Annotated in this window: 18 protein-coding genes and 2 pseudogenes; 13 read left to right on the top strand and 7 right to left on the bottom strand. The window is 65.0% G+C overall.

Annotated features, from left to right (window positions below):
- Positions 1-274 (bottom strand): biotin carboxylase N-terminal domain-containing protein (locus G7Y85_RS19845; RefSeq protein ID WP_277817205.1); only part of this gene is annotated, 274 nt, incomplete at its 3' end.
- Between the two features lie 234 nt (positions 275-508).
- On the opposite strand from G7Y85_RS19845, the gene G7Y85_RS19840 reads away from it, so the two are divergent.
- The 8 genes from G7Y85_RS19840 (at position 509) to G7Y85_RS19805 (ending at position 7112) form a co-directional block, all read left to right on the top strand.
- Positions 509-1336 carry a hypothetical protein gene (locus G7Y85_RS19840; protein WP_166261715.1) on the top strand — a complete coding sequence of 276 codons (828 nt, stop codon included), beginning with the start codon at positions 509-511 and terminating at the stop codon, positions 1334-1336.
- Between the two features lie 72 nt (positions 1337-1408).
- Entirely contained in the window at positions 1409-2617 is a 1209-nt protein-coding gene (locus G7Y85_RS19835) for an acyl-CoA dehydrogenase family protein (protein ID WP_166261712.1), read from the top strand.
- Positions 2618-2653: 36 nt separating this feature from the next.
- Positions 2654-3139, top strand: coding sequence for a MaoC family dehydratase (locus G7Y85_RS19830; RefSeq protein WP_166261709.1), 486 nt, complete (start codon positions 2654-2656; stop codon positions 3137-3139).
- Positions 3136-4035 (top strand): HpcH/HpaI aldolase/citrate lyase family protein, encoded by a 900-nt coding sequence (locus tag G7Y85_RS19825; RefSeq protein WP_166261707.1) that lies wholly within the window; start codon positions 3136-3138, stop codon positions 4033-4035. The genes G7Y85_RS19830 and G7Y85_RS19825 overlap by 4 nt, the downstream gene beginning before the upstream one ends.
- 34 nt (positions 4036-4069) lie before the next feature.
- Positions 4070-4816: a CoA transferase subunit A gene (locus G7Y85_RS19820; protein WP_166261705.1), complete on the top strand. Its 747-nt coding sequence runs from the start codon at positions 4070-4072 to the stop codon at positions 4814-4816.
- Positions 4816-5472 (top strand): 3-oxoacid CoA-transferase subunit B, encoded by a 657-nt coding sequence (locus tag G7Y85_RS19815; protein WP_166261703.1) that lies wholly within the window; start codon positions 4816-4818, stop codon positions 5470-5472. The genes G7Y85_RS19820 and G7Y85_RS19815 overlap by 1 nt, the downstream gene beginning before the upstream one ends.
- A 57-nt stretch (positions 5473-5529) precedes the next feature.
- A complete protein-coding gene (locus tag G7Y85_RS19810; protein ID WP_166261701.1) occupies positions 5530-6330 on the top strand; it encodes a hypothetical protein in 801 nt (266 codons plus the stop codon).
- A gap of 80 nt (positions 6331-6410) precedes the next feature.
- A complete protein-coding gene (locus tag G7Y85_RS19805) occupies positions 6411-7112 on the top strand; it encodes a ribonuclease T2 family protein (protein ID WP_166261699.1) in 702 nt (233 codons plus the stop codon).
- 80 nt (positions 7113-7192) lie between these two features.
- On the opposite strand, the gene G7Y85_RS19800 is transcribed toward G7Y85_RS19805, so the two are convergent.
- Together G7Y85_RS19800 and G7Y85_RS19795 are read right to left on the bottom strand one after the other, a co-directional pair.
- The gene (locus tag G7Y85_RS19800; RefSeq protein WP_166261697.1) at positions 7193-7948 is read right to left on the bottom strand and encodes an SDR family oxidoreductase; all 756 of its coding nucleotides are present in this window, start codon (positions 7946-7948) and stop codon (positions 7193-7195) included.
- Between the two features lie 22 nt (positions 7949-7970).
- Entirely contained in the window at positions 7971-8651 is a 681-nt protein-coding gene (locus G7Y85_RS19795; RefSeq protein ID WP_166261718.1) for an SDR family NAD(P)-dependent oxidoreductase, read from the bottom strand.
- 267 nt (positions 8652-8918) lie between these two features.
- Between G7Y85_RS19795 and G7Y85_RS19790 the strand changes: the two genes are divergently transcribed.
- A complete protein-coding gene (locus tag G7Y85_RS19790) occupies positions 8919-10088 on the top strand; it encodes an FAS1-like dehydratase domain-containing protein (protein WP_166261695.1) in 1170 nt (389 codons plus the stop codon).
- Between the two features lie 233 nt (positions 10089-10321).
- Positions 10322-11503, top strand: a pseudogene (locus G7Y85_RS19785) (cytochrome P450); the annotation flags it as partial.
- Between the two features lie 409 nt (positions 11504-11912).
- Here the strand turns inward: G7Y85_RS19785 and G7Y85_RS19780 are convergent.
- The 4 genes from G7Y85_RS19780 to G7Y85_RS19765 all read right to left on the bottom strand — a co-directional run bounded on the left by G7Y85_RS19780 (position 11913) and on the right by G7Y85_RS19765 (position 16206).
- Positions 11913-12551 carry a TetR/AcrR family transcriptional regulator gene (locus G7Y85_RS19780; protein WP_166261690.1) on the bottom strand — a complete coding sequence of 213 codons (639 nt, stop codon included), beginning with the start codon at positions 12549-12551 and terminating at the stop codon, positions 11913-11915.
- A 179-nt stretch (positions 12552-12730) separates the two neighbouring features.
- Positions 12731-13468 (bottom strand): energy transducer TonB, encoded by a 738-nt coding sequence (locus G7Y85_RS19775; protein ID WP_166261687.1) that lies wholly within the window; start codon positions 13466-13468, stop codon positions 12731-12733.
- A 30-nt stretch (positions 13469-13498) separates the two neighbouring features.
- Positions 13499-14443 (bottom strand): response regulator, encoded by a 945-nt coding sequence (locus G7Y85_RS19770; protein ID WP_166261684.1) that lies wholly within the window; start codon positions 14441-14443, stop codon positions 13499-13501.
- Positions 14440-16206, bottom strand: a complete 1767-nt coding sequence (locus G7Y85_RS19765) for a DAHL domain-containing sensor histidine kinase (protein WP_166261681.1) — start codon at positions 16204-16206, stop codon at positions 14440-14442. Before G7Y85_RS19765 ends, G7Y85_RS19770 begins: the two co-directional genes overlap by 4 nt.
- A 521-nt stretch (positions 16207-16727) precedes the next feature.
- Between G7Y85_RS19765 and G7Y85_RS19760 the strand changes: the two genes are divergently transcribed.
- From G7Y85_RS19760 to G7Y85_RS19750, 3 genes and pseudogenes are all read left to right on the top strand, one after another.
- Positions 16728-17018: a hypothetical protein gene (locus G7Y85_RS19760; RefSeq protein WP_166261678.1), complete on the top strand. Its 291-nt coding sequence runs from the start codon at positions 16728-16730 to the stop codon at positions 17016-17018.
- 10 nt (positions 17019-17028) lie between these two features.
- A complete protein-coding gene (locus G7Y85_RS19755; protein ID WP_166261675.1) occupies positions 17029-18522 on the top strand; it encodes a class I adenylate-forming enzyme family protein in 1494 nt (497 codons plus the stop codon).
- A 94-nt stretch (positions 18523-18616) separates the two neighbouring features.
- Positions 18617-18806 (top strand): annotated as a pseudogene (locus G7Y85_RS19750) (energy transducer TonB); the annotation flags it as partial.

The raw sequence follows: 18806 nt of genomic DNA, 5'->3' as shown, positions 1-18806 counted from the left end.
CGGCGCCGCAGGACGTGGCCGCGGCAATGATCTGCGCGCCGTCGAGATACGAGGCCACCGGCGTGCTGCCGCTGATCTCGATCGCGACGTCCGCCATCTTCACGGCCAGCGTGCCGCGGTCGGCGGCGTGGTAGACCACCGCGCCTTTCAGACCGAGCTTCTGCACCGTGCGCAGCACGCGCACCGCGATCTCGCCGCGGTTGGCGACCAGTACGGTATGGAATGGCCAGGGCTCGCCAGCCTGTGGCGGCTCGCTATTCAGTTTCTTGTTCATGTTTCAAATCTCTCGGGGCAACGCGCACCGTTGCCGCTTCTCCGCCGCAATTCCGCATGCATGGCCGGTCGTACCGGCATCCTTTTCTGTGACCTCGGTGGCCGCGACCGGCGCGGACCCGTTGGACGGTGAATATGTTATATCGTCGACAGTGAAATAGTAAAACAGTGTCGACGCGACATGATATGCTATGACGCAGCGGCTCGACGAAGTCGCATTGGAAAGGAGAAAGACGTGCCGATACCGCCGTACGATCACCCCCTGAACCTGTTGATGCAGACGGTGATGACCGTCTGTCTGTGGTCGGCCGCCATCGCCTTCGTCATGCTGGCCGTTGTGCGAGTTCGCCGCGAGCGCAGCTGGTTTGCGCTGCTGATCGTCGCGGCAGTGGCATTCGGCAGTCTGATCGAACCCCTGTATGACATTGCCTACCACCTGCTGTGGTTCGTGCCGGGACAGTGGACGCTGTTCACGTCATTCGGTCTTCCGCAGCCGATCTGGGTGATGAGCGCCTACATCGTGGTGTTCGCCGGCCCGGCGCTGCTGCTGTATCCGAAGATCGAGCGCGGCATCAACCTCGTGCAGCTGTTCCGGCTGGCGGGTATCACGGCGCTGACGACGGCCGCGTTCGAGATCATCGCGATCCAGGGCGGAACCTACATGTATTACGGACCGCAGCCTTTGCGCCTGTTCGAATATCCGTTGTGGATCGCCGTGCTTGAAGCAGATCAGATCACGACGTTCACCATCGTCGCCGTGCAGCTGCGCGCCCGCACGCGCGGCGAGCTGCCACTGCTCGGGTTGTTCGTACTGTTTCCGGCGAACTTCTGCTTCAGCAATCTCGGTGCGGGCTTTCCGGGACTCATCGCCATCAACACCAACTCGCCGTCGCCGTTGTTGATCGCGCTGGCGGCGCTGCTCAGCGTCGTGTTCGCAGCGATCGCGCTGTGGCTGGTTGCGCTGGGTTCGGCAGCACCGCCGCAGCCGTACAGGGCAGCGCCTGCGCAAGCGGATCGCGGGCCGGCGCGAGCTGCGAGCCTGGTCCGAGCCGATTCGCGATGAACGTGAATCTCTCCACTCCACGCACCGGATGCAAATTCGGCTGCGGGACTTTTGCCACGCAACAGTAAGCTCATGAACGATTTCACAGAAAAGCCGGGTATCGACGTCATGCAGGCCTTCATGGGCCTGTCCGACGACGAGCAGCAAATTCTCGATCAGGCCGATCGTTTCGCGCAGGCCGAGTTCCATCCGCTGGCGCAGCGCATGGACGACGAGGAGTGGTGGCCGACGGAGATCTTCCCAAAGCTCGGCGAAACCGGCTACTTCGGCATCACCACGCCGGAGCGCTTCGGCGGTTCGGGCATGAATGTGTTCACGTCAGGTCTGATCGTGCAGGCCTTCGCGCGCTGGAACCACGCACTGGCGCTCGCCTGGATCGTGCATGAGAACCTGTGCATGAACAACATCCTGCGCAATGCCAACGACGAGCAACGCGCGCGCTACCTGCCGGCGATGTGTCGCGGCGAGCTGATAGGCGCACTCGGCCTGACCGAACCGGGTGCCGGCTCCGATGCGCTCGGCTCGATGCGCACGACGGCACGTCGCGACGGCGGCCACTACGTTCTCAACGGCAGCAAGATCTACATCACCAACGGACCGGTTGCGGACGTGTTGCTGGTGTATGCCAAGACCGACAGGGATCGCGGCCAGCACGGCATCTCGGCCTTCATCGTCGAGAAGGATTTTCCCGGGTTCAAGGTCGCCCAGAAGTTGACCAAGATGGGTTATCGCGGCAGCCAGACCGCGGAGCTGGTGTTCGAGGACTGCCGCGTGCCGGTCGAGAACCTGGTCGGCGAGGAGAATCGCGGTGTCAAGATCGTGATGTCCGGCCTCGACCTGGAGCGTGCGGTGATCGCGCCGCTGTGCCTGGGTATCGCCGAGCGCGCACTGCAGCTGTCGATCGACTACGCCAAGCAGCGCAAGCAGTTCGGCAAGCCGATAGCCGAATTCCAGATGGTGCAGTCGATGATCGCCGACATGTATGTCTGGGTGGAGTCGATGCGCACGCTCGTCTATCAGACCCTGCGCGCCTGCAATGTCGTGGATGAAGAGGCCGGCGGACGCGGCGACATCCACAAGCTGACCGCCGCGAGCGTGATGTACGCCGCCGAGACCGTGAACAAGGTGCTCAACAACGCGGTGCAGGTACACGGCGGCAGCGGCTATATCTGGGAGTCCGAGATCAACCGGCTCTATCGCGCCAACAAGCTTATGGAAATCGGCGCCGGTACCACCGAAGTCCGAAAGATGATCATCGCCGGCGAGTTGCTCGGCGCCTGATGGCGCGAGCGCCAACCGCAACACGAGAGGCAGGATATGGCAGGTCTTTATCTGGAACAGTTCAAGGTCGACCAGGCCTTTCACCACGAGGTTCGTCGCACGGTCACTGAATCCGACAATGTCTGGTTCTGCAGCGCGACCTACAACCCGGCGCAGATTCACATCGACGCCGATTACTGCGCGAAGACAGAATTCGGCAAGCCGCTCGTCAATTCGATCTTCACGCTCGGCCTGGTGCTGGGCCTGTCGATCCAGGACACGACACTCGGCACGACGGTCGCCAATCTCGGCATGACCGATACGCGCTTTCCGAAGCCGGTATTTGCCGGCGACACCCTGCGTTCGGTGACGACGGTCGTCGAGATCCGCGAGAGCAAGTCGCGTCCCAACGCCGGCATCGTCACCTTCCGCCACGAAGGCTACAACCAGCGTGGCGAACTGGTCTGCACGACGCTGCGCCAGGCCCTGATGCTGCGTGAGCCGGCGTGCGCGACCGTGGACGCCGAGGTGCAGGCCGCATGAGCAGCGCCGGGCCGATAGCGGGCGATCGACCACTGCGTTCCTTGCTGTTCGTGCCGGCCGACAACGAACGCAAGCTGGTGAAGTCAGCGGCGCTCGGCGCCGACGCCCTGATCTTCGATCTCGAGGATGCGGTGCTGCCGCCCCGCAAGGCGGCGGCGCGCGCCATGCTCGGCGAATTCCTGAAGAACGATCAGGGGCCGGCGCAGGCCTGGGTGCGGGTCAACGACCTGGCCAGCGGCGAGTTGCTGCGCGATCTCTCGGTCGCCGTCGATCCGCGTGTCAGCGGCATCGTGCTGCCGAAGATCCAGGGCCCCGAAGATCTGGCGGTCGTGGCGCACTATCTCGACGCCGCGGAATCGCTGCGCGGGTGTGTTGCCGGCAGCATCCGCATACTCGCGGTGTGCACGGAGACACCGGCTGCCGTGCTGCGCATGGGAGAGCTGTCGAGATCTCAGCTGCCGCGTCTCGCCGGGCTGATCTGGGGTGCCGAGGATCTCAGCAGTGCGCTAGGCGCAGGCGATCCGCGCAGTGAAGGTGGCGGCTGGCGTCCGGTCTATGCGCACGCGCGCCTGCAATGCCTGCTTGCCGCGCATGCGCTCGGCATCGAGGCGATCGACACGGTCTACGTCGACTTTCGCAACGGCGACGGGTGTCGCAGCAATTGCGAGCTGGCGCGCTACGACGGCTTCACCGGCAAGATCGCCGTGCATCCTGATCAGGTGGCGATCATCAACGCAGCCTTCACGCCCGGCGCGGACGACATCGCCCATGCGCGACGCGTCGTCGCTGCCTTTGCCGAGGGAAATGGCGCCGTCTCCCTCGACGGCAGGATGCTCGACATGCCTCACCTGAAGGGCGCGCAGCGCGTGCTGCGCGATGCCGGATTCCAGAACTAGCGGGACGCATTCGGGACAGGAAAGCGGAGTCATTATGAATTCGAAGATATACAGCAGCGCCGCCCTTGCGCTCAGCGGCGAAGTACGCGACGGCATGACGATCATGTCGGGCGGCTTCGGCCTGTGCGGCGTGCCGTCGGACCTGATCATGGCGCTCAAGGCATCGGGCGCGAAGGATCTGACCGTGATCGGCAACAACGTCGGCTGCGACGATCACGGCATGTGGCATGTCCTGGCCAATAACCAGATTCGCAAGGTTCTCGCCTCATACGTCGGTGAAAACAAGATTCTCGAAAGCCGCTACATGAGCGGTGAGATCGAGATCGAATTCAATCCGCAGGGCACGCTGGCCGAGCGCATTCGCGCTGGCGGCGCCGGCATCCCGGCGTTCTACACGCGCACCGGTTACGGCACCAAGGTCGCCGAAGGCAAGGAGACGCGGCAGTTTCCGGGGCAGGATGGTGTTCCAGAGTGGTACGTGATGGAGACCGGCCTGACCGCCGACATCGCGTTCGTGAAGGCCTGGAAGGCTGACGCCGAAGGCAATCTGATCTACCGCAAGACCGCGCGAAACTTCAATCCGATGATGGCGACTGCCGGCAAGTTGGTGATCGCCGAGGTCGAAGAGATCGTCGAGATCGGCGAACTGGCCGCCGACGCAATTCACACGCCGGGCATCTTCGTCGACCGCATCGTGCTCGGCTCCGGGTACAGCAAACATATCGAGCGGCTGACCACGCGCCCGCGCGCCGTTGCCGCCGCAGCAGGGGAGCAGTTCTGATGGTCTGGACGCGAGACGAGATGGCGGCGCGCGCCGCGAAGGAACTGCGCGACGGTTACTACGTGAACCTCGGTGTCGGCATCCCGACCCAGGTCGCGAACCTGATTCCGGACGGCATGCGGGTCATGCTGCACAGCGAGAACGGCATGCTCGGCATGGGGCCGTTTCCGTATGAAGGCGAGGCCGATGCGGACCTGATCAATGCCGGCAAGCAGACCATTACCGAGTTGACGCAGACCAGCTATTTCTCCAGCGCCGACTCGTTCGGCATGATCCGCGGTGGCCACATCAATCTGTCGATCCTCGGCGGCATGCAGGTATCGCAAGCTGGCGATCTGGCGAACTGGATGGTGCCCGGCAAGATGATCAAGGGCATGGGCGGTGCGATGGATCTGGTCGCCGGCGTGCGCCGCGTGGTCGTCGTGATGGAGCACTGCGAGAAGTCCGGCGCCCCGAAATTCAGGCGCGAATGCGTGCTGCCCCTGACCGGGAAGGGTGTCGTCGATCTGCTGATCACTGATCTTGCGGTATTCGAGATCGACAAGCGCGGCGGCGCTGCGACCCTGATCGAGCTGGCCCCTGGGGTCACGCTCGAAGCCTTGAAGTCGAAGACCGAGGCGGAATTCGCGATCGCGTCATCGCTTGCGATGCCTTGACTCATTTGAAAGCGCTGGCGTGGGCGCCTTCATCACGCACATTCAGGAGAAATCACGATGCGAAACGATTTTCAGCTGGAATCGGATGGCGGCAAGACCAAGTACATCGTGCTTGGTGCGGTCGCGTTGGTGTTCGCCGCCGGTGCCTACGCCTTGATCGGCAAGGACAGTCCGCCACCGAAGGCGCATATTGCTGCTGCGCCGGCACCTGCGCCCGCACCGGTGCCGGCTGCCGCTCCCGGCGCCGATACGAGTGCACCGGCCCCCGTGGCTGCGCAAGACACGATGCCCGAGGCGGACGCACCGGCGAGCGTGGCGAGCGATGAGACGGCAGCGCCGGCGACGGCCGGCGCGCAGCGCCCGGTCGAGGACGACAGCCTGGCGCTTGCGCAGACCAGGGCGCCGACGGCGGACGAACCGTACAGCGATACGCAAGCCGATACGCTCGACGATCTCGCGTCGCCGACCGATCAGGTCAATGCCCACGAGGAGCGGAACCGGACAGCCGTGCGTCCGCCGCCGCCGCCGGCCGTCGACACGCTGAGCGCATGGTGGCGTTCATCTTCGTCGGACGCATTCTCGGTTCAGTACGTCGGTCAGGCGGCGACGCAGCCGACGCTGGTGGTCCGGTTGTCGCAGGGCGTCGCGCACCCGGATCAGTTGTCACAGCACATCGAGCTGATTTCGGAAAACGGCACGCCGGTGTCCGGCCGCTGGCAGTCGGGTGCAAACGGCTTCGTGCTGTTGCACGATGGTCTTGCGCCCGGGCGCTATACGTTGAAGATCGATGCGAAGCTGGCCAGCGCGAGCGGCAAGACGCTGCCGAGGAGCCTGAGCGGCCCCGTCTACATCGAGTAGCGGTGACGAGCAGGTCCGATCGCGCAGGCCGGCGGTGTCGTCGGTCGTGCAGCAGTTCGAACGCGGGCATGGAGGGGCAGATGAACACGGTCGTGTCGACGAAGATCGAGCCGACAGTCGCAAGCGATGCCACTTGTGGCGCCGAGATGGCGATTCCGCGCCTGCCGAACCGCGGCGGTCTGAGGGTGCTGCTCGCGGTGGTCTGCCTGGTCACCGGATTTGCGGCCGGGCCGTTACATGCCGCGAGCGGCAACGTCTGGATTGCCGAATTGGTCTGGGCGCCGCAGTACTGCCGCGACAATGCCGACGAGCGCAGCAGCGAAGCCTGCAATCAGGCCTACGGATTGGTGTTGCGACGGCTACGCCCACCAGGTGATCGCAAGTGCGGCGGCACACTCAGCGACGCGACGATCGACAGTGCGGTCAGGTTCATAGTCAGTCGGCGCTGGGTGCAGCAGATGTGGCGACGGGATGGTGGCTGCAGCGGCAAGACCGACAGGGAATATTTCGATTTCATCAGTCTCATGATGGACCGGATCGAAGTGCCGCAGTCATTGCGCGAGGCGCCGCGACAGCCAGCCCGGACGTCGGGTCCGCAGCTTGAGCGCGATTTGCTCGACGTCAATCGCGGCCTGCGCCCCGATGCGACCGTTCTGCACTGCGGCGGCACGTTTCTGACGCAGCTTGATCTGTGTTTCGACGATGATCTGAATGCTGCTACCTGTCCTGCCGATCGGAAACGCGTCTGTGCCGATCGAATCGATCTGCGCAGCGCGAATTGAGATCGGCGTCTGCCGTCGCCGTCGCCGCGGCATGCGACGACCTGACAGAGAAATGCCGCTTTTCTGAAGTGGCGGACCGTTTACTCCAGTCGGCGGAGCGGAGTCGCCGGCCGCAGCACGATGTCGTCGAGCCTGGTCAGTCGCGAGAGGCGATGACTGTCGACGAAAACCCGCGCGACATCGTCGGCGGGCATCAGAGTGCTGCGGTCAATGTCGCTGCCGTCCCAGGTGGCGGTGTCGGTGGCGCCCGGATAGACGCAACAGACGCGGATGCCGTGGCTCGCGACTTCGGCGCGCAACGCCTTGGCGAGGCCGGCGACGCCGTGCTTGGCGGCACAGTACGCGGCATTGTTCGCGACGCCCTCCAGACCGGAAGTCGACGAGACAAAGTAGATGTCGCCGGTGCAGCGACCGAGCATGTCTGGCAGGAAGCCGCGCGTGACGGCGAACATGCTCACCAGGTTTTCCTGCAGTGACAGCGTGAAGTCCGCGACCGGCATTTCGTGTGCGGCGCCACCGCGCCAGCGGCCGGCGTTGTTGATCAGGACATCGACGCCGCCGAATTGCCTGTGAACCTTGTCGACCATGCGCTCGACTTCGGCCGGGCTGCTCAAGTCGGCGATGAAGCTGGCGGCCGCGGCGGCACCGCTGCGCAGGCAGGTTTCGGCGATGGCATCGAGCCGCTTGCGGTCGCGTGCGACCAGCGCGAGGCGCGCGCCGGTGACGTCTGTCGCGAAACGCCGGGCGATCGCCGCGCCAATGCCTTGCGATGCACCGGTGACGACCACCAGCGGTCCGCAGCCGGCCTGCGGCTGCGCGCTGCTGTCGGTGTTCATGCCCGGCGATCGCCGCGCAGTTTCAGACGCGGCCGGTGACCGGGATCAGCGCACCGGTCACGGCGGCCGCGCGCTCGCTGAGCAGGAACAGGATCACCTCGGCCAGCGCGCCCGGCGTCACCCACTGCGCGTGGTTCGCGTCCGGCATGTCCTTGCGATTGGTCGGCGTGTCGATGATGCTCGGCAGGACGGCGTTGACGGTGACGTTGCGCGCCTTCAATTCCTCCGCGAGGGCTTCGGTGAGGCGCGCGACACCCGCCTTCGAGGCGGCGTAGGCGCCCATGCCGGTCGCGGCTTTGACGGCGCCGGCCGCGCCGATGTTGACGATGCGGCCGCCAGCCGACGGAAAGTGCGGCAGTGTGGCCTGGCAGGCGCTGACCGCCGTGCGCAGGTTGATCCGGTACAGCAGATCCCAGCTGTCGAGCGCGCCGTCGGCGACGGTCTCCCAGCGAAAACCGCCGGCGATGTTGATCAGGGCATCGATGCGGCCGTGCTGCCCGGCGATCGCCGAAAAAGCCTTCTTCGTTGCCTCGGCGTCTCCCAGATCAAGCGCAGGCGAGGACTGCGCGCCACGCGGCGGGCTGCCATCGACACGGTCCACCGCGATCACGCTCGCGCCGGCGTCAACGGCCGCTTCGGCCACGGTACGGCCCAGCACGCCGAGCGCCCCGGTGACAACGACGACCTTGCCTTTCAGCTCCATCATTTTCCTGTTCCCGACAGATTCTGCATGAGGTGACGATCCGTCTAAGCTAGCTTGCGGCAGACGCGATGGTCAACATGACTGTTGAGTAATGGCGCGACCATTGCAGTGGTTCGGCAGTGCGGCAGCAGCCCTGCTTCGTCCTTCGCGGCGTCCTGATCCGATCGGACGATGATCAACATAGATGTTGATTTGCGGTGCCGATGTGGTGCACATTGCACGATTATGGCACCCGCGCCGTGATCTCTTTCCATCCGCGACGATCAAATGAACGACAAAACCCTGGACTGTTCCGATATCGACCGTTTCCTCGGCAAGCCCATCCAGCCGGGCCGCACGCGCGAGCCGATTGCCGGCAACGACATCCGCCGCTGGGTGCAGGGCATGCATTATCCGAACCGTCTGCACTACGACGACGGGTTTGCGGCCGAGGGCCGCTACAGCCGTATCGTCGCGCCGCTGTCGTTTCCGGTTGCCTGCGACGACGGCCACGGCACGGCGCCGGCCTGTGTCGGCCTGATTCCGAATTCGCACCTGATCTTCGGCGGCGACGAATGGTGGTTCCACGGCCCGCGCATCTTTGCCGGTGATCGCATCCACAACGAGCGCATCCCGCTCGACTACGTCGTCAAGGACACCAAGTTCGCCGGGCCGACCTGCTTCCAGCGCGGCGACAACTTCTACTACAACGACCGCGGCGACAAGATCGCCACGCAGCGCTCGACCTCGATCCGCTATCGCGCCGATCTCGCACGCGAAATGGGCGGTTCGAAAGACCCGCAGGACGATCCGGAATGGACGGACGACGAGCTGCGTGCGCTCGAAGACCGCAAGTTCGAGTGGATCAAGAGCCTGCACGATCTCGGCCACGGCAAGCGCTGGTGGGACGACGTCAAGGTCGGCGACAAGCTGCCGACGCGCGTGATCGGCCCGCACAGCATTGCCAGCTTCACGACCGAGTGGCGTGCCTATCTGTTCACGATCTGGTGCGGCGTGATCCGTCGTACCGATCTCGACATGGAAGCGCTCGGCTTCACCGACGACTTCGCCGGCAAGGAGCAGGACCCGGTGCTGGAGCTGGAGAATCCGGAAATGACCGACGGCGCCTACATCGGCCCGTCGCGCGGGCACCTGTTTCCGCGCTGGGCGCGCCGCATCGGCATGCCGCGCGCCTACGGCTACGGTGCGTCGATGGGCGCGTGGATCCTCGACTACTTCGCCGGCTGGGCGGGCGAGTGGGGCAGCCTGCTGCATACCAATTGCTCGTATCGCGGGCCGGCACTGTGCGGCGACATTTCGATCATGGATGGCAGCGTCACCGACAAGCTCATCGACGAGCAGGGCCGCGCGGTGATCAAGGCCGACTTCAAGATGAAGAACCAGCTCGGCGCGACGATGGCGACGGCGACGGCGGAGATCGAATTGCCGAAGCGGTAGCGGCGGCGAACTGTCCGGCACTTTCTGCCGGCGGCATGACACGATGAAAAACGCCGGCGCCCGCAAGCGCCGGCGTTTTCGTTTGCGCGCCGGCCGGCGGTGCGCTTCGCGATCTGGCGTCCACGGTCAATCCGTTCTTCCGCAACCGGCATCCGCCGCGCTTGACCCTGCTTCAAATCGGCGTCAGCGTTATGACATCAATTAAGTGCGGCCCTCGCAAGGAATCCATGGTGATGAGCACACAGACTGTCGATGCGGTTTATTACGATCCGTACAAGCCCGAGATCACCACCGATCCGTATCCGGTCTTCCGGCGCCTGCGCGAAGAAGCGCCGCTCTACTACAACGAGGAATTCGACTTCTACGCGGTCAGTCGCTTCGACGATGTCGAGCGTGGGCTGAACGACCGCGAGACCTACAGCTCGGGGCGCGGCGCGATTCTCGAGATCATCAAGTCGGGTGCCGAGTTTCCGCCGGGCGTCCTTATCTTCGAGGATCCGCCGGTCCACACCATGCACCGCAATCTGCTCCAGCGCCTGTTCACGCCGAAGCGGATGAATGCGCTCGAAGCCAGGATTCACCGGATCTGCGCGCAATGCCTCGATCCGCTGAGCCGCAGCGCCGGCTTCGATCTGATCGAAGACTACGGCGCGCACATGCCGATGCGGGTGATCGGCGAGCTGCTGGGCATCCCCGAGCAGGATCACGGGTCGGTTCGCGACCGCGTCGATCAGAGCCTGCGCACCGAAGTCGGCAAGCCGATGGCGTTCAACGAAAGCAACTACACCGGCGAAGGCTTCGAGGAATACATCGACTGGCGTGCGAAGCATCCGGCGGACGACGTCATGACCGAGCTGATGAATGCCGAGTTCAAGGACGAGACCGGCATCACGCGCAAGCTGACACGCGAGGAAATCCTGACGATGGTCAACGTGCTGGCCGGCGCCGGCAACGAGACCACGACACGCCTGATCGGCTGGACCGGCAAGGTGCTCGCCGAGCATCCCGAGCAGCGGCGGATGATCGCCGAAGACCTGTCGCTGATTCCGCAGGCGATCGAGGAGATCCTGCGCTTCGAGCCGCCGGCACCGCACATGGCGCGCTACGTGACGCGCGATGTCGAACTCTACGGTCGCGGTGTGCCGAAGGGCAGTGTCATGATGTTCCTGCCCGGCTCCGCGAACCGCGATGATCGGCGCTTCACCGACGGCGACCGTTTCGACATCCGTCGCGAGCCGCGTCCGCATCTGAGTTTCGGCTACGGAATTCATGCCTGCATCGGTCGCGTGCTGGCGCGGCTCGAGGGCCGCGTCGCGCTCGAAGCCCTGATCAGGCGCTTCCCGAACTGGGAAGTCGATTACGGCAATGCGCGCCTGTCGCCGACCTCCACGGTGCGCGGCTGGGAAACGATGCCGATCTTCACCGGCTCGGCGTCACGGCCCGCTGCCAGTGCCGCGGCCGCGGCGCAGCCGGGTGCAGCTGCCGGACCGTTCACGATCGACGGTACCTGGAAGGTGACGGTCAAAGGGCCGACCGGTCCGCAAAGCACGACACTGACGATCGCGCACGACAAGGGCGTGGTCACCGGTTCGCAGTCCGGTCAGGGTGAAAGCTCGCCGATCCTCGACGGCAAGCTCGACGGCAACCAGCTGAGCTGGATCAACCAGATCAGCAAGCCGATGAAGATGAAGCTGACGTTCACCGCGGAGATCGAGAACAACGCCATGACCGGCAAGGTCAAGGCCGGGTTCATGGGCTCGTTCCCGTTCACGGGCGTCAAGGACTAGACGCGACCGGCAGACGCGTCTGCGCGACGCGCTTCGATCAGTTGCGCGATCCGGGCCTGTGCCCGTTGCGGATGGCCTGTTCGACAAGGCCGATGACCCAGCCGATCGAGCGCGTGGCGCGTTCCGCATCGAGCTGCCAGGCGGCGTTCAGCCGCTCATGCAGCGACGGGTTCCAGAGCATGTCCAGCGTGGCGGCGGCGATCTCGCGATCATCGTCCGACCAGCCGTTTGTTGCCTGCACCACTGCATCGAGCAGCACGGCGCGGCGCTGCTGGTCGAGCACGGCGAAGCTCGGGTCCGTGATCGCGACGGTGTTGTTCGAAAACGACGACAGATACTGGTAGACGCGCGTGGCAACGCCGGCAAAATCGCCGAGCTTCAGTCCTGCCAGCGTGACGCCGGATTCCTCGACCAGCCGCTGCAGGATGGCATCGCGCAACTGGCGTTCGTTCGAGAAGTGGCGATGCACGGTGCGCTCGCTGACACCGGCGCCTTCACCGACGGCCTTGAAGGTGAGCTCGCGCCAGTCCCAGCTGCCGAGACGATGGGCGATTTCGGCGCCGGCGCCGATGATGCTGTCCCGGGTTTGCGCCGTCTGCTGCTGGCGCAGCGGGCTTTCGTAACGTCGTCGCTGTGCGGCTTCGCGCTTGTCTTTGGTGTCCGAGGGTTGCCGCATCAAGGTCTCGTGCTCAGCTGTGGCAATGGGGTGCGGGTCGCCGCGGGCAGCATGCCGGGCGCCTGCCACCGCGCCGTTGCCGGCCGCAGCGCACGATCGCCATGGTGGCGAACGCCGGCTGCCCCTTCGCCGCGATCATAACGCAGGCGTGCCGACCGCCATGACGATCGCGGCGACGCTCAGAAGCCGTTCAACTTCCACTGGAAACGAACATCGGTGCTGCCGGCCACCGGTTTGCCGTCCACCGTGATCGGCTTGAACTGGCAGCGTGTCAGCGCGTGCAGCGCCGCATCGTCGAGACGACTGAAGCCGCTGCTGTTGACGACGCTGCTGCTTTGCACGGCGCCGCTGACGGACAGTGCGAAGCGCAGGGTCACGGTGCCCTGTTCGCCGCGATCCTTCGAGCGGCTCGGATAGTCGGGTTGGCGACAGGAGGTCCAGTCGACCGAGGCGTCGACACGCTGCGGAACGTGCGTTGCGGGTGCGGCGCTCGCCGGCGGCGGCGCAGCGGCGGCTTCCACGCTCGACGCCTTGGCGGCGGCCGCCTTCGCGGCCTTTGCGGCGGCCTCTTCGGCTGCCTTGCGCGCTGCCTCCGCGGCCGCCAGTTCCTGTTCCTGCCGCTTCTGTTCGGCCTCGCGCTCGGCACTCTGCTGCCGTTGCTGGTCCAGTTCCGCGAAGTTGTTCTGCAGCTTGTGGTTCCAGGCGTTCAGGGCGTCCTGCTCGGCTGCGGTCTGGCCAGCGGTCTTGCTGCTGCCGGCGGCCGCTCCGGGGGTGCTCGTCGCGCCCGCGCTGGCGGGCGGGCTTTTCGGTGACAGCAGCCAGTAGGCGATGCCGACTACCACGCAGACGGCCAGCAGGACGACGGCAACGATCGCCTCGGCCGACGGCCCGCTTTTCGATGATTCCGGATTCGACAATGCAGACTCCCCCTCCGCCTTTTTTATGGATCAGCGCAGCAGCAGGCGCTTGATGCGCGCCAGCATACCAATGCTGGCGGTGCGCGCGGCGGGTTCCGCAGGCATCTCCGTTTCGTTGCGGCGGACCAGCTCGGGGTGTTTGGAGAGCGTCGTGAAGCGTTGGCTGGCGAGGTTGACCGTGCCGCGCAGCAGCGGATCGCTGACCGGCTTGCGCAGCAGGCGATAGACCTGACTCTGGTTGATCAGCGTGATCGCGCGTTGTGCGTCGGCCTGGCTGGTGAGGACAATCGCCACCAGCGAGGGGTCGTGCAGACGCAGTGCGCCAAGCGCCAGCGACAGATCCTCGCCTTCCAGCATCAATTCCGCGACGATCACGCCGATGCGGTGGCTGGCGAGCAGGCCCAGACCTTCGTCGAGCGACGCCGCGCAGTAAACCGGGCGTTCGCGACCCAGTGTGTTCTTCAGCGCCGTGCGGGTCTCCGCGTCCGGGTCCAGTACCAGAACGCCGACTGCCGATTGCGAACCTTCGCGCAGCTGTGCGTCCGGCAGCGCTTCGATCGGCGCGGCGGCTTCCGGCGGAACATCGGTGGTTGCGGCTTCGACGGCGGACGCCAGTGTCGCCCGCAGCTTGTCGTTCGACCACGGCTTGGTCACGAAGCGGAACACTTCACCCTCGTTGATCGCGTCAACGGTGGCATTGAGGTCCGAATAGCCGGTCAACAGGATGCGCATCGACTTCGGTTGCAGCTGCTTGGCCGAGCGCAGCACTTCGATGCCGGTCATGCCGGGCATGCGCTGATCGCTGACCACGACGTCGAAGGTCTGCGCCTGCAGCGCCTCGATCGCGGCGGCGCCGCTGGTCGCCGTCTGCACGTCGTAGTGATCGCGAAAAATCACTTTCAGGGCGACCAGCACGCGCGGTTCGTCGTCGACGAACAGCACGCGCGGCTTGCTGATCGGGTTGGCAATGTTCATGAGCCGGCTTGCTCCATCGTGCTGCCTGCGGGGGAAGCTGCCCGCTTCGGCACGGCCGGCAGCGAAATGAGGAATTCGGTTCCTTCGCCCGGCGTCGACTGAACCTTGATCTGGCCTTGATGGTTTTCGATGATGCGGAACACGATCGACAGGCCGAGGCCGGTGCCCTGGCCGATCGGCTTGGTCGTGAAGAACGGCTCGAAGATATGTGCCTGGACATCGGGGTCCATGCCGCAGCCGTTGTCGCGTATGCGGACTTCGACGCGATTGTCGACCGCGCAGGTCGAAATCTTCAGCAGCCCCGGTCCTTCGATCGCCTGCGCCGCATTGGTCATCAGATTGAGGAATACCTGATTGAGCTCGGATGGTGCGCAAGGGACCTGCGGCAGTTCAGCGTAGTCGCGTTCGACATCGATGCGTCCCTTGAGCTGGTTGTTGCAGATCTTGAGCGCCGACTCCAGCGCTTCGTTGACATTGAACGGCTCGGTTCTCGAACGATCGACGCGGCTGAAGTCCTTGAGCGTCAGCACCAGCTCGGAAATGCGCTCCATGCCGTGCTCGGCGTCGGCGAGCAGCATGCCCGCTTCGTCCAGTGACTCGCGCTTGCCGGCATCGGGCTCCTCCATGCCGGACAGCACTTCGCGCACCGTCTGCACATTGCTCTGCGCATAGCCGAGCGGCGTATTGATCTCGTGCGCGACGCCGGCCACCATCTGACCGAGCGACGCCATCTTCTCCGACTGGATCAGCTGTGCCTGCTGCATGCGCAGATTGTCGAGAGCTTCGCTGAGATCCCGCGTGCGTTCTGCAATGCCCTGTTCCAGGCCTTCGTTCGCCTGCTGCAGGTTGGCATTGGCGCGATCGAGGTCGCTGAAGCTCTTGCGCAACCAGAGCGCCAGTGCGCCGAACGCGACGAACAGTGCCGCGGTGTACACGCCGAGCATGGTGCGGCCACGCTCACGGCGCAGTTCCTCGTTGCGGCTGTAGTCGAGCGAGGCATTGCGAAGCTGCTGCAGGCTGCTGGCCGTCGGCATCGCGCGGAAGGCGGCGAGCTGACGCTGCAGGCTGTCCTTGGCGCTGCGCATGGTGCGCACGGCTGCCGTGAGTTTGCTCAGCACGGCGTGGTCGCGGCTGCTTGCCGCGTCGATGGTTGCCAGCAGCTGGTCGATGTCGGCGCCGTTGCCCGGCACCGACTGGATGCCGTAGCTCGTCGCCGCGCTGACCAGCGCCATCACCGGGCGACGCAGGGGCGCGTCATCCGCTGACTGCAAGGCTGCCAGCGTGCTGTCGCCCTGCTGCTGCATGGCCTTGAACGCCGTGACGAAAGTGCCGAGGCTGCGTTTGAGTTCGGTCGTCGCCGCGGTCTTGTCGCGAGCGGCGTTGATGTAGTTCCGTAGCGGAACACTGACCGACGCATCGACGCCGGAGCGGGTGAAGCTGTCCTGCAGGCCCTGTCGCGTCGCATCGATGCGTTGCACGAGATCAGGCAGTTCGGCGGGTTCGGCATCCAGCGCCAGTCGCGCGCTTTCGAAACTCTGATCCAGTGCCGCGTCCAGCCGTGCGGCCGTCGCCAGTTGTTCGAGCCCACGCAGTTGCTGGGTCGGATCGATGGCATGGCCCCAGCTCATCCGCAGCAGCGAAGCCAGCAGTCCGATCGCAAGTGTGGCGGCAACCAGCAATGCAAGATTGCGCAGAGACAGTTGTGGCAAACGGAACAGAGGCTCCGGGCTGTATCCGCCCGATGCCATTCTTGACAGCGCCATGTCTTCCTCCCCCTTGCCGCAGTGCGTGCCCCGGGCTTCGACCGGACATCTGCCGGCGCGCCTTCTTCTAACAGCTGTGTTGATCACATTGTATGCACGCAGCTCGGCCAGCGGCAATCGACTTTCGCCCACGGAGGCGCACTCGCGGACGCAGTGTTTCCTGCGCTTTTTCCGAAACGATCGTTCAGGAATGTATTGGCGCGGTGACCCGGCTTGCCCCGGACTGCACCGCTGCCGTGCATCACCTAGTCTGCGTACGCTGCCGTACGTTCGCGACACCGACGCCGACCGCGACTGCCTCTCGGTGCGTTTGCCTCGGCATCCGCCTGCGCCGGCACTTTGCCGAGAGCGGCGTGCCGGCATCGCCGCGATCGGCAAGCCGGAATTTGCTTACAATCATCAGCGTTGACTACTAAGCCGGAGTCTGTATTCTGGTCGACTGGATTTCTGCAATTGCCGATGATGTGGATCACGCTGGCGTGCCAATTCTCGGGAAGGCGGCACAAGTTGGTGAGGAATCAATGAAAGCGGGAAGCAAGCTGAAGAGTGTGGTCTGTGACACCGAAGTGATGGTGATTCGCGCGAGCGACGTGGTCGTCGAATGCGGTGGCTTGCCGATGAGCGAGGAGCGCCCTGCCGAACGCGCAGCGATCGATCCGGCATTTGCCGGCGGTGCCAAGATCGGCAAGCGCTACGTCGACGCGAGCGACGCGCTGGAGCTGCTGTGCGTGAAGTCCGGGCAGGGTGCGCTGGCGGTCGCCGGTGTGGCGCTGCAATTGAAGGATGCCAAGCCGCTGCCTTCATCCGATTGAAGCGCTGTCGATGAATATTCTTTTGACGCTGCAGATGGCGGCGGACGCCGAGCCCGACCGTGTCGCGCTGGTCTGCGACGGTCGGTGCTGGTCGTACGGTGCGCTTCTGAATGCTGCGCGGGGCGCGGCACTTCACATCATGGAAAGTGGCTGTGCCCACGTCGCGCTGCTTGACGAAAGCAGCGAGGCGGCGCCGATCGCGCTGTTCGCTGCGGCCATTGCCGGCGTTCCCTACGTACCGCTCAACTATCGTCTCGCCGATGCCGACCTCTCCGCCCTGCTCGCGCGCATCGCGCCGGCCTGCGTCATCGGTGACGCGGCCCGAGTCTCGCGTCTGAACCCGGACCGCGGGCATGCCGTTCTGAGCCGGGCGGATTTCGTCGCCGCCGCGGAGCGATCTGCGAATCCGGCGTCGGGCGAGGAACGGGAGGGCGAGGGCATCGCCGCGCAGATTTTCACGAGCGGCACCACCGCGGCACCGAAGGCGGCGCTGCTGCGACACGCCAATCTGCTGTCGTACATTCTCGGCACGGTCGAGTTCGCGTCGGCATCCGAGGACGAAGCCGCGCTGGTCTGCGTGCCGCCGTATCACATTGCCGGGATCGCCGCGCTGCTCAGCTCGATCTACGCGATGCGCCGCATCGTCATGCTGCCGGCGTTCGAGCCGGACGCATGGCTGAAGCTGGCGGCGAAGGAACGCGCAAGCAACGCATTTGTCGTTCCGACCATGTTGTCGCGCATCATCGCGCGCATGGATGCCGGTGCACAGGCCGACCTGTCGGCGTTGAAGGCGATTGCCTACGGCGGTGGTCGCATGCCGCTGGAACTGGTCGAGCGTGCCCTGCAGCTGTTTCCGGGAACGGACTTCACCAATGCCTACGGGCTGACCGAAACCAGTTCGACGATCGCCTTGCTGGGGCCGGAAGATCATCGCGCCGCGCAGCAATCTGCGGAGCCGGAGATTCGTGCACGGCTCGGTTCGGTCGGGCGGCCGCTGCCGACGGTCGAGCTCGAAATCCGCGACGACGAGGGTCGGCCCTTGCCGGCCGGCGAGCGCGGTGAAATCTACGTGCGCGGCGAACAGGTTTCCGGCGAGTACCGGGAGCGCAAGGCGCTGGACGCCGACGGCTGGTTTCCGACCCGCGATGCCGGCTGGCTGGATCGCGACGGTTATCTGTTTCTCGCAGGACGGGCCGACGATGTTATTGTCCGCGGCGGCGAAAACATCTCGCCGGGCGAAATCGAGGATGTGCTGCTCTCGCATCCGGCGATCGCCGATGCCGCGGCCGTCGGCGTACCGTCGGTCGAGTGGGGCGAAGCGGTCGGTGTCGCGATCGTGATCCGTCCGGATCACGTCGCGCCGAATGACGAGGAATTGCGTACGCTGATTCGCGGACGCCTGCGTTCGTCGCGCTCGCCGGAACGAATTGCGGTATTGGCGAGTCTGCCCTACAACGAGATGGGCAAACTGCTGCGGCGCGAAGTGCGGGCCTTGTTCGGCTAGCGCGCGGCGGATGCCGGTGGTACTGGCAAATTTGAAGAAGCTTCGTTGAGCATCGCCGCCTTTGCGAAGGCGGCGTTCACGATCGGACAGTGACATGGAATTTGGAACGACACAGCAGGAATCGAAGCGGCGCATGATGGGCATCGGCGCCGTGGTCGCGTTTCACGCGCTGCTGATCTGGGCACTGGCAGCGGGTCTGGCGCACAAGATGATCGAGATCCTGCCGGCGCCGATCGAGACCAAGCTGATCGAAGAGATCAAGCCACCGGACGAGCCGCCGCCGC

The organism is Solimonas terrae (genome assembly GCF_011067135.1).
Lineage (GTDB): Bacteria > Pseudomonadota > Gammaproteobacteria > Nevskiales > Nevskiaceae > Solimonas > Solimonas terrae.
This window is presented reverse-complemented; position numbering and strand designations above follow the sequence as displayed.